The 276-nt window shown below is 35.9% G+C and carries 1 protein-coding gene; it reads right to left on the bottom strand.

The annotated features are described in order from the left end of the window. The coding region (locus tag SB658_RS23695) for a DEAD/DEAH box helicase (RefSeq protein WP_410602754.1) at positions 1–276 on the bottom strand (276 nt) is incomplete at both ends.

Below are 276 nucleotides of genomic sequence, written 5' to 3' on the forward strand. Positions count from 1 at the left end.
CTTTAATACGTCCTGGTGTTCCAACTACAATATGAGGTTGTTTTTTCAACTTTTCAATTGATCGTTGTTTATCAGTTCCACCAATTAAACAACGTGCTGTAATCATTTGATCTTCCGCACAAAACTTTGTTAATTTCACGATTTCTTCGTAAATTTGTTGTGCTAACTCACGAGTAGGCGCTGTAATAACAAGTTGTACTTCTTCACGACTTGCATTAATTCTGTTCAATGTAGGAAGTAAGTATGCATGTGTTTTCCCAGAACCTGTTTGGGATT

Origin of the sequence: Bacillus sp. SIMBA_008 (assembly GCF_046535495.1) — a bacterium.
GTDB classification, from domain to species: Bacteria; Bacillota; Bacilli; order Bacillales; family Bacillaceae; genus Bacillus; species Bacillus subtilis.